Annotated in this window: 13 protein-coding genes and 1 tRNA gene; 6 read left to right on the top strand and 8 right to left on the bottom strand. The window is 67.9% G+C overall.

The features are described from left to right. Nucleotides 1–134: 134 nt before the first annotated feature. The 7 genes from V6M42_RS12310 to V6M42_RS12280 form a co-directional block, all read right to left on the bottom strand. Nucleotides 135–320 (bottom strand): hypothetical protein, encoded by a 186-nt coding sequence (locus V6M42_RS12310; protein WP_332678728.1) that lies wholly within the window; start codon nt 318–320, stop codon nt 135–137. A gap of 26 nt (nt 321–346) precedes the next feature. After that, nucleotides 347–1,144, bottom strand: coding sequence for an enoyl-CoA hydratase-related protein (locus tag V6M42_RS12305; protein ID WP_332678726.1), 798 nt, complete (start codon nt 1,142–1,144; stop codon nt 347–349). Nucleotides 1,145–1,264: 120 nt separating this feature from the next. Continuing rightward, complete coding sequence (locus tag V6M42_RS12300; RefSeq protein WP_332678725.1) at nt 1,265–1,714, bottom strand: hypothetical protein; 450 nt, start codon at nt 1,712–1,714, stop codon at nt 1,265–1,267. A 75-nt stretch (nt 1,715–1,789) separates the two neighbouring features. Then, a complete protein-coding gene (locus V6M42_RS12295; protein ID WP_332678724.1) occupies nt 1,790–2,503 on the bottom strand; it encodes a hypothetical protein in 714 nt (237 codons plus the stop codon). Between the two features lie 79 nt (nt 2,504–2,582). After that, the gene (locus tag V6M42_RS12290) at nt 2,583–3,119 is read right to left on the bottom strand and encodes a DUF1697 domain-containing protein (RefSeq protein WP_332678723.1); all 537 of its coding nucleotides are present in this window, start codon (nt 3,117–3,119) and stop codon (nt 2,583–2,585) included. A gap of 79 nt (nt 3,120–3,198) precedes the next feature. Then, nucleotides 3,199–4,062, bottom strand: a complete 864-nt coding sequence (mutM, locus tag V6M42_RS12285; RefSeq protein WP_332678721.1) for a bifunctional DNA-formamidopyrimidine glycosylase/DNA-(apurinic or apyrimidinic site) lyase — start codon at nt 4,060–4,062, stop codon at nt 3,199–3,201. Further along, nucleotides 4,062–5,351, bottom strand: a complete 1,290-nt coding sequence (locus V6M42_RS12280; RefSeq protein ID WP_332678719.1) for a hypothetical protein — start codon at nt 5,349–5,351, stop codon at nt 4,062–4,064. The genes mutM and V6M42_RS12280 overlap by 1 nt, the downstream gene beginning before the upstream one ends. Before the next feature lie 162 nt (nt 5,352–5,513). On the opposite strand from V6M42_RS12280, the gene V6M42_RS12275 reads away from it, so the two are divergent. The 5 genes from V6M42_RS12275 (at nt 5,514) to V6M42_RS12255 (ending at nt 7,503) form a co-directional block, all read left to right on the top strand. Beyond that, nucleotides 5,514–5,590 (top strand) — tRNA-Arg (locus tag V6M42_RS12275). Nucleotides 5,591–5,695: 105 nt separating this feature from the next. After that, nucleotides 5,696–6,157, top strand: a complete 462-nt coding sequence (locus V6M42_RS12270; protein ID WP_332678717.1) for a hypothetical protein — start codon at nt 5,696–5,698, stop codon at nt 6,155–6,157. A 61-nt stretch (nt 6,158–6,218) separates the two neighbouring features. Continuing rightward, nucleotides 6,219–6,626, top strand: coding sequence for an acyl-CoA thioesterase (locus tag V6M42_RS12265; RefSeq protein ID WP_332678716.1), 408 nt, complete (start codon nt 6,219–6,221; stop codon nt 6,624–6,626). A 59-nt stretch (nt 6,627–6,685) separates the two neighbouring features. Beyond that, nucleotides 6,686–7,276 carry a peptide deformylase gene (locus V6M42_RS12260; RefSeq protein ID WP_332659108.1) on the top strand — a complete coding sequence of 197 codons (591 nt, stop codon included), beginning with the start codon at nt 6,686–6,688 and terminating at the stop codon, nt 7,274–7,276. Next, nucleotides 7,276–7,503, top strand: coding sequence for a hypothetical protein (locus V6M42_RS12255; RefSeq protein WP_332659107.1), 228 nt, complete (start codon nt 7,276–7,278; stop codon nt 7,501–7,503). The genes V6M42_RS12260 and V6M42_RS12255 overlap by 1 nt, the downstream gene beginning before the upstream one ends. A gap of 85 nt (nt 7,504–7,588) precedes the next feature. On the opposite strand, the gene V6M42_RS12250 is transcribed toward V6M42_RS12255, so the two are convergent. Next, nucleotides 7,589–7,834, bottom strand: coding sequence for a hypothetical protein (locus V6M42_RS12250; protein ID WP_332678715.1), 246 nt, complete (start codon nt 7,832–7,834; stop codon nt 7,589–7,591). Nucleotides 7,835–8,056: 222 nt separating this feature from the next. Between V6M42_RS12250 and V6M42_RS12245 the strand changes: the two genes are divergently transcribed. Beyond that, on the top strand, nt 8,057–8,418 hold a 362-nt coding region (locus V6M42_RS12245), incomplete at its 3' end, for a methionyl-tRNA formyltransferase (protein ID WP_332678713.1).

Here is an 8,418-nt window from a genome sequence, read left to right as displayed (position 1 = left end):
ATTGTTGGCCATCAGTCAAACCTTACGAACGGAAACGCCGCGGAGCACGGTCCACGGCGGGGAAATCTCGAAGAGCGCGCGGCTATAGCGGAAAGGGCTCAGGGGGTCAACGCGAGTCTGGACCTGCTTTGCGGTCATGCCGACGGCGCCGTCAGCTGCGGCGCGCCTGCCGACCCGCCCACGCCGGTGCAGATGCCCCGGTTGGTGTCGATGCTGCCGCCCGCCTCGCGGCAGGCGTCGGCGTTGCGGTAGCTGCGCAGGGTCCAGCCGCCGCCGAAGCCGATGGCCAGAACCAGAATGACGCCGATGAGCTTGAGCATGACAGATCTCCCTGCCAGCCCAACGCTCAGCGCCCGGTGAAGTTCGGCTTCCGCTTCTCGACGAAGGCCGCCATCCCCTCCTTCTGGTCCTCGAAGGCGAAGAGCGAGTGGAACAGGCGGCGTTCGAACTGGACGCCCTGGGTCAGGGTCGTCTCAAGGGCGGCGTTGACCATCTCCTTGTTGGCCATGACGGCCAGCGGGCTCTGCGCGGCGATCCTGGCGGCGATCTTGCGGGTCTCGTCCAGAAGGGTCTCGTGGGGGACGACGCGGCTGGCCAGGCCGGCGCGTTCTGCCTCGGCGGCGTCCATCATGCGGGCGGTCAGGACCATGTCCATCGCCTTGGACTTGCCGACCAGACGGGTCAGGCGCTGGCTGCCGCCGATGCCGGGGGCGACGCCGAGGTTGATCTCGGGCTGGCCGAACTTCGCCTTCTCCGAGGCCACGATGAAGTCGCACAGCATGGCCAGCTCGCAGCCGCCGCCAAGGGCGAAGCCGTTGACTGCGGCGATGACCGGCTTGCGGAAGCGGGTGATGCGGTCGTGGCCGAGGGCGAAGAAATTGACCTTGTACATGTCGGCGTAGGTCTGGTCCGACATCTCCTTGATGTCGGCGCCGGCGGCGAAGGCCTTGTCGCCCGAGCCGGTCAGGATCAGGCAGCGCACGCTGTCGTCATGCTCGACCGCGTCGAGGAAGGCGGCCAGATCCCTGAACAGCTGCGAGTTCAGCGCGTTCAGCGCCTCGGGCCGGTTCAGGGTCACCACCGCATAGCCGTCGGCGTGGCGTTCGATGAGCAGGGTGGAATAGGCGTCCGGGGTGTCAGACATGGGAGCTCTCGGAGTGGCTGGTGGCTCGTGGCTAGTGGCTAGCGGTCCGGGACGCAACGGTGCAGCCGGGAATCCCTCTCCGGCTCGTGGACACGCGCCACCAGCCACGGCCACGGACTGTCACCGCCGCGGGATCAGGGCCAGCGTCAGGGCGGCGCGCAGCAGCTCCGCGAGCACCACCATGGCCAGCAGGACATTGGCGGCGATGACCTGCCCTTTCGCGCCGGACAGATCGAAGCTCCAGCCGAACAGCGACGCGAAGGCGAGGCCCGCCGCGGCGGCCAGCGCCATGGCGATCAGCAGCATCAGGGCGACATGGCTGGCCTTGAGCGCCGCCTGCAGCGTGGGGCCTTCGTCCAGTTCGCGGGAGCGTCGGCGGAACAGCCAGGCGATCAGGCCGGTGGCCACGGTCTCGGCGGCGACGGTCACCGCCAGGGCGCCGAGGAACCACAGCGCCAGGCCGCCGGTCTCGCCGCGCCGGATCAGCTGCAGGAAATGGACGAAATAGGCGCCCCAGACGGCGAGGCCGACGACGAGGCTGATCCAGAGGTGGGTGCGGCGATGGCTCATGCGTCCCTTCTACGGGTTCGACCCGCCGATGTCCGCATCGCAAGGTCGGGGCGGCCGAAGCCGCCCCGGGGTCGATCAGAGGATAGGCGCGCGTTCGGGGCGGATGTCCTCACGGCGGACGTCCTCACGACGAACGTCGTCGTGACGGCTGTCGACGGCCTTGTTGATCCAGCGATGGTTGCGGCCGCCGTACAGGCCGCCGAAGATCGCGGCGATCGCGCCGATCAGCATGGTCAGGAAGCCCCACAGCGCCAGCATGGCCGTGGTGTCGGCGACGTCTTCGGCGACGGCGGGGGCGGAAGGCTGGACCACCACCGGAGCGACCAGCTCGCCCTCGATCACCCGGCTGGCGGGCGCAATGTCGGTCACGACCGAACGGCCGTCGCTGTCAGCGGCCTCGCCGCCTATGAGGGCCGCCGCGCCGCCGGCGCCGGCCGCGCTGGCGATGGTGATGGCCAGCAGGAAGGCCAGGGCCCAGACGGCCAGGCCGTGCAGGGCGCCCTTGTGGTGGTCGGCGTATTTGGCGGCGCGGGTGGCGACGGCGGCGCCGATGAACAGGGCGATGGCGTTGGCGAAGGCCATCCACATGCCCGCGGCGGCCGTGAAGCCGGACGCGTCGCCGCCTCCGAACTCATAGGGATTGAAGGCCGAGGCGCCGAGCGCGACGCCCAGCAGGTTCAGCATGGCGCCCACAGCGACGGCCACGATGCCGCCGGCGATGACGGCCGGCCAGGAGATCAGGGTGTGAAGCGGGTGGTGAATCGGGTTGGAAAAATGGGCGTCGGTCATGGCTTCCCTCCAAGGGTTTTTACCTTGCAGCCACAACCGCTTCCGAGCGCTGCGGTTCCGGACGCCTGCGGGATAAGCCTCAGACGGCGCCCGCCATCTCGCCCAGTTTGAGAACCGTGTTCCAGTTTCGGCCCGTGCCCATGCCCAGCATGCGCGGCGTCGCCTTCTTGAAGATCTCGCTCTGGCCCTGCCCGTCGGGGAACCAGAAGAACAGGACATCGCCGACGGCCTCGACCCGCTCGCCGTTGCGGGCGAGGGCCTGGACCGCCTCCAGCCCGCCGGGCTTGACGCCCTCCTTCATCACCATGGCGACGACCTTGGCCGGGTGGGCGGCGGCCTCCCTGGGGAAGGGGTTGGCGGCGATCAGTTTCGCCCATTGTTCGGGCGTGCGGACCATGGCCGCGACCTTGAGACCGAACGTCTTCTCCATGGCGGTTTCGATATCAGCCTCCAGCGCCTCGGCGCCCTTGCCGCTCTCGACCACCAGATTGCCGCTGGCCGCGAGTGTGCGCGGGTTCTTCAGCCCCATGGCCTCGGCCATCGCCCGCTGCTCGCCGACCGGCGCGCGGACGCCGCCGGTGTTCATGCCGCGGAACAGGATGATGCGGTGGGTCATGGGAGGGAATAGGGATGAGGGATGAGGGATGAGAGTGAGAGCTCTCTAGTCCCTAATCCCTAATCCCTCATCCCTTCCCTCACCGCTTCTGACAACTCGGGCACCAGAAGGTGGACCGTCCGCCCTGGACGACGCGTTTGACGACGCCGGCGCAGCCCTCGCCGAGGCAGGGCTTTCCCTCGCGGTCATAGACGTCGAACCGGTGCTGGAAATAGCCCTGCCCGCCGTCGGCGTTGGCGAAGTCCTTGAGCGTCGAGCCGCCTGCGGCGATGGCGTCGTTCAGGACGTCCCGGACGACGGAGGCGAGCGTTTCAAGGCGGGGCTTCGAGACCTTGCCCGCCGCCGTCAGGGGCGAGATGCGGGCGCGGTACAGGGCCTCGCAGACATAGATATTGCCCAGACCCGCGACGATGCGCTGGTCCAGCAGGCTCACCTTGATGTTCTGCTTCTTGCCCGCGAAGGCCTCGGCCAGATGGGCGCCCGAGAAGCCGTTCCCCAGCGGTTCGGGGCCGAGGCCGGCGAACCACGGATGGGCCTCGACCTCCGCCGTCGGGATCAGGCCCATGAAGCCGAAGCGGCGGGCGTCGGCGAAGCCGAGACGGGTCGCCGCCTTCCCCTTCACCGCGCACAGGCTGACGTGCTCGTGCTTGCCGGCGACGGGCGCCGCCTCCTCGAATTCGCCCAGCTGTTCGCCGTCGAGGGTGAAGCGCCCGGTCATGCCCAGATGGGTCACCCAGGTCTCGCCGGTCGACAGGGGCATCAGCAGATATTTGGCGCGGCGGTCGATCCGCTGGACCGTCGCCCCCTCCAGCCGGCCGGCGAACCGGTCGGGAAAGGGAAAGCGCAGGTCGGGCCGGTTCTGGCGCACGCGCGTCAGCCGCGCCCCTGTCAGGACCGGTTCAAGGCCGCGCCGGACGGTCTCGACCTCGGGAAGCTCGGGCATCAGGGCAGCAGGTCGACCGGCAGGATCTGGCTTGAGAGCAGGGTCTCCATGCCGTCCCAGCGGTTCGGCCCCTGCCGCTCGACCCAGGCCTGCACCACGTCGCGGCCGAGGCCGTAGTTGATGATGTAGCTGCGGTAGGTGTCGATGAAACGCAGGCGCTGCGCCGCCTTGGCCGGGTCGGCGAGGGTGTATTTCGACAGGCGGGCGATGGTCTCGTCGCGGCCCACGCGGCCCGCCAGATAGTCGTCGGCGATGGTGTACTCGGCCCGCGCCAGACGGCGCTGCAGGGCGCCCAGCTGCGCCTTCTTCTCCGCCGTCGACGGATCGAGGCCGGCCAGGGGGAACAGCACCTCGCGCTCGAAGGCCGTGCCCTCGTCGCCCGGGAAGGCCAGGTCGATGCCGTAGTTGGCGCTGCCCTCGGCCACGAAGGACATGGGGCTGAACAGCGGATAGACGCTCATCTCGACCCAGTTGCGGTCGCGCACAAAGGTCTTCTCCAGCAGGGCGTTGTAGACGTGGTGGCCGGGGTAGCCCTCGTGGCAGCCCAGGTCGATCGCCCGCTCGGTGTAGATGGGGAAATCGGCGTTGATCTCGATCCGGCTGGCCGCGTCGCCGAGGTAGTAGTTGTACCCCGACCAGGGCTTGTCGCCGACGAAGCTGAGAGTGAACCGCTCATTGGCGGGCAGATCGATGTGGCGGACGGTGCGGCGGCGGCACTCGGCGATGGCCGCGTCCATCACGGGCTGGAGCCGGTCCTTCGGAATGACGTAGTGCGCCTTGAAGGCGGTGACCCGGTCAGCCAGCGAACCGGGACCCGGCAGCAGGGCGTCGATCTCGGCCAGGACAGGATCCCAGGTCGAGAGCGGCAAGAGCTCGGGCCGGATGCCGAACAGGGCCTCGGCCTCGTCGGCGAAGCTCATCTTCTCACCCGACAGCATGCGCAGCCGCGCCGAGGCGGCCGAGACATGGGCCAGCAGATATTTGCGGCGCTGGACCACGACGGGCTCGGCGCCCCGGGTCGGGACGGCGTTCAGGCGCGCGGTCAGGGTCGCGGCGCCCTGGATCAGCTGGGGCACGGTGCGGGGGTTGGCCTTCGCCGCCTCCTGCCAGGCGGCCGGACCGTAGTAGGCGTCGACATAGCCGGGCTCGCGCTCGCCGATCTCGAGGATCAGGGCGACATAGTCCCGGGCGATGGCGTCCAGACTGTCGCCGGTCGGATCGGCCGCGGGCGTCGGCGCCGTGGCGCAGGCGCCCACCAGCATCAGCAGTCCAAGCAGAAAGGCGCGCATCGGGGACCTCCATCGGCGAAGCGGGCGCACGCTAGATCACGACGCGCCGGGCCGGAACCGTGTAAATCGTCCCCGGCGGCTTTGGTTCGCGGGTGGCGCATTCGGGATTGAGGGCGACGCGGTCCTGCTGTAAGGCCCTTCGTCCGGCGTTTCGCCGCCGACGCACCCGTAGCTCAGCTGGATAGAGTACTGCCCTCCGAAGGCAGGGGTCAGAGGTTCGAATCCTCTCGGGTGCGCCACTTCCCCCATATCCCCCTCACTCGCATAGCGAGCAACCGCGCTTGCGTTTACCCGCGCGGCATGTCTCATTCCATGTTCAAGCTTGGGACATCCGGAGGGCTTCAGTGCATATTTCGGAACAAAAATCGCTTCTTGAGATGATCGAACATCAAGACTTCTCGGAGATGAACGCTGCCTTCGCTGCACAGAAGGGGCTGGATCCCTTGGCGGTCAAAGCTCTTGAGAAGGAGCTGAAACGTTACTTCTTCCTGATCCGGCTCAACCGCTCCCAGTACGGCATCAGCGGCGTCCTCGACGAATACTGGCATGCCGCGATCCTCCGGACTCAGTTCTATCACGATCTGTGCGAGGCCGTTTTCGGACAGTACCTCCATCATCAACCGGACGGCGGCGGCGACGGCGAGGGCGTGGATATGCGCTATGTCCGTTTTCTCGTGGACTACCGGCTGTATTTCGGTGAACCGCCGCCCTTCCACATCTGGCCCCTGAGCCAGGAGCTGTTCGCACCCCAGCCTGTTTTCTCGCGCGGGCCGCAGTGTATCGCACCCTGCTTCTGGGCCGCCTGAAACGACGCAACGACCGCCGAGACGGTTGTCGGAGGCTCCGGTTTCGAAGTAGGTCGACCTGATGGATCCCGTCGCCCCTCCCGCCGCCCCTTCCGGTCAGCCCGTGGGGCGGGTCATCGCCATGCCGGCGGACACCAATCCCGAGGGCGACATCTTCGGCGGCTGGCTGCTGGCGCACATGGATCTGGCGGGGGCGACGCCGGCCTTCGAACTGGCGCAGGGCCGCTGCGTGACCATCGCCCTGGACGGCATGGTCTTCCACCAGCCCGTCTCGGTGGGCGACGAGGTGTCGCTGTACGCCCAGGTGATCAAGGTCGGCCGGACCTCGGTCCGTGTCCATGTCGAATGCTGGAAACGGCCCCGCGACAAGGGCTCGGCCGCCTCGGTGCGCGTGACCGAGGGCGTCTTCACCTATGTGGCCATCGATCAGGACCGCAAGCCGCGGCCCCTGCCGCATCTGTCGGCATAAAACCCAGCGCGCTGCTGGGAAATCTTGATCTTTCGGCCCGTCCCGCCTATCTCGCGGGCATGTCCGTACGCCGCATCCTCACCATCGACAACGCCGCCGACCTGGCCGTGCTGAAACAGGTCTCCACCCCCGTCGAAGGGCCGGTGACCGACGACCTGCGCCGTCTGATGGATGACATGCTGGAGACGATGTACGACGCGCCCGGCATCGGCCTGGCCGCCGTCCAGATCGGCGATACCCGCCGGGTCATCGTCATGGACCTGGGCGACAGGGACGGCGTCGCCGACGATGTCGACCCCGCCGAAATGAACGACGAGGAGCGGGCGAAATGGGACGCCGAGCGCCGCAATCCGCGTTTCTTCGTCAACCCGGAGATCGTCTGGGCGTCCGACGAGCTGTTCACCTATGAGGAAGGCTGCCTGTCGGTGCCCGAGTATTTCGACCAGGTCGAACGCCCGGCGCGCGTGCGGCTGAAATACCGGAACTATGAAGGCGAGACCGTCGAGGAAGAATGCGAGGGCCTGTACGCCGTCTGCATCCAGCACGAGATGGACCACCTCGAGGGCGTGCTGTTCATCGACCATCTGTCGCGGCTGAAGCGGGACCGGGCGATCGCCAAGGTCAAGAAGAACGCAAGGCTGGCCGCCTGATGGCCCGTCTGAAACGCTCGCGCGACCGCATCATCGACCCGTCCGGCCGCCGCCGCCTGACCCGCAACGAAAAGGTCGGGGTGGCCAGTGTCGCGACCCTGATCGGCGTGGCCGCCATGGGCGTGATCGCCGGGGTCATCCTGGACCGGCTGCTCGACTTCGACGACGCGCTGGACGCGGGCGGCGAATGGGACGAAGGCGGCGGCGTCTCGACCCGCTGGGACTGACGTCTGCCGGGACAGACGCGGCGCGTCAGCGGACCCGCTGGATCGCTGCAGTGGCATCATGCCAGCTACGCCGTGATCACCGTCGTCATGCGTTCGCCGCAGCCCTCGCTTCGTCGCGGGCGTCGCGACGGGCTACGTCTCCCCCCATCTCGAAACCCATTGAGAAGACCTGCCAGCAAAGCAGGGAGACGAAGGCCAAAAGCAACGCCGCATGGAGACCGCGGTAAAGCGTTGGGCCGTTGCGTCGTCCTTCGATAACAGGACGCCGTTTCGCGAGCGCCGCAAATCCAGCGCAAAGCCCCAACATCAGAATGACTGGCAGGATCGACATGTCCGTCTCCAGGTTGCGACCGAATGCTACCGTGGCTTGTCATCCGCGCCAACGGGTTATCATTTCGCCCTGCAAGGGTTGGGGAAACGACGGCGCGTTCCCGACCTGGCTCAAGCAGGCGGGGGCCAGGAAGCGGAATCGCCTTCCAGCGCCCATGAATCCAGGAAGCCGACCCAGGCGCCTCGCCTTGTCCCTGCGGCCCGCATAGGGCAAAGCGCCGGGATGCGCCTCGCCTTCATGGGAACTCCCGACTTCGCCGTGCCGTCGCTGGCCGAGCTCATCGCCTCGGGCCATGAGGTCGCGGCCGTCTATTCTCAGCCGCCCCGGCCGAAGGGGCGCGGCCAGAAGCTGACGCCGTCGCCGGTCCACGCCTTCGCCGAGACCATGGGCCTGCCGGTGTTCACGCCGGAGTCCATGAAGACGCCCGAGGCCATCGAAACCTTCCGCAGCCTCGAGGTCGACGCCGCCTGCGTGGTCGCCTACGGCCAGATCCTGAAGCGCGAGGTGCTGGATGCGCCGCGCCTCGGCTGTTTCAACCTGCACGGTTCGCTGCTGCCGCGCTGGCGCGGGGCGGCGCCGATCCA

The organism is Brevundimonas sp., from assembly GCF_036677305.1.
In the GTDB taxonomy this organism is placed as follows: domain Bacteria; phylum Pseudomonadota; class Alphaproteobacteria; order Caulobacterales; family Caulobacteraceae; genus Brevundimonas.
The sequence above is the reverse complement of the archived record's forward strand: the minus strand, read 5'-3'. Positions and strand labels throughout refer to the sequence as shown.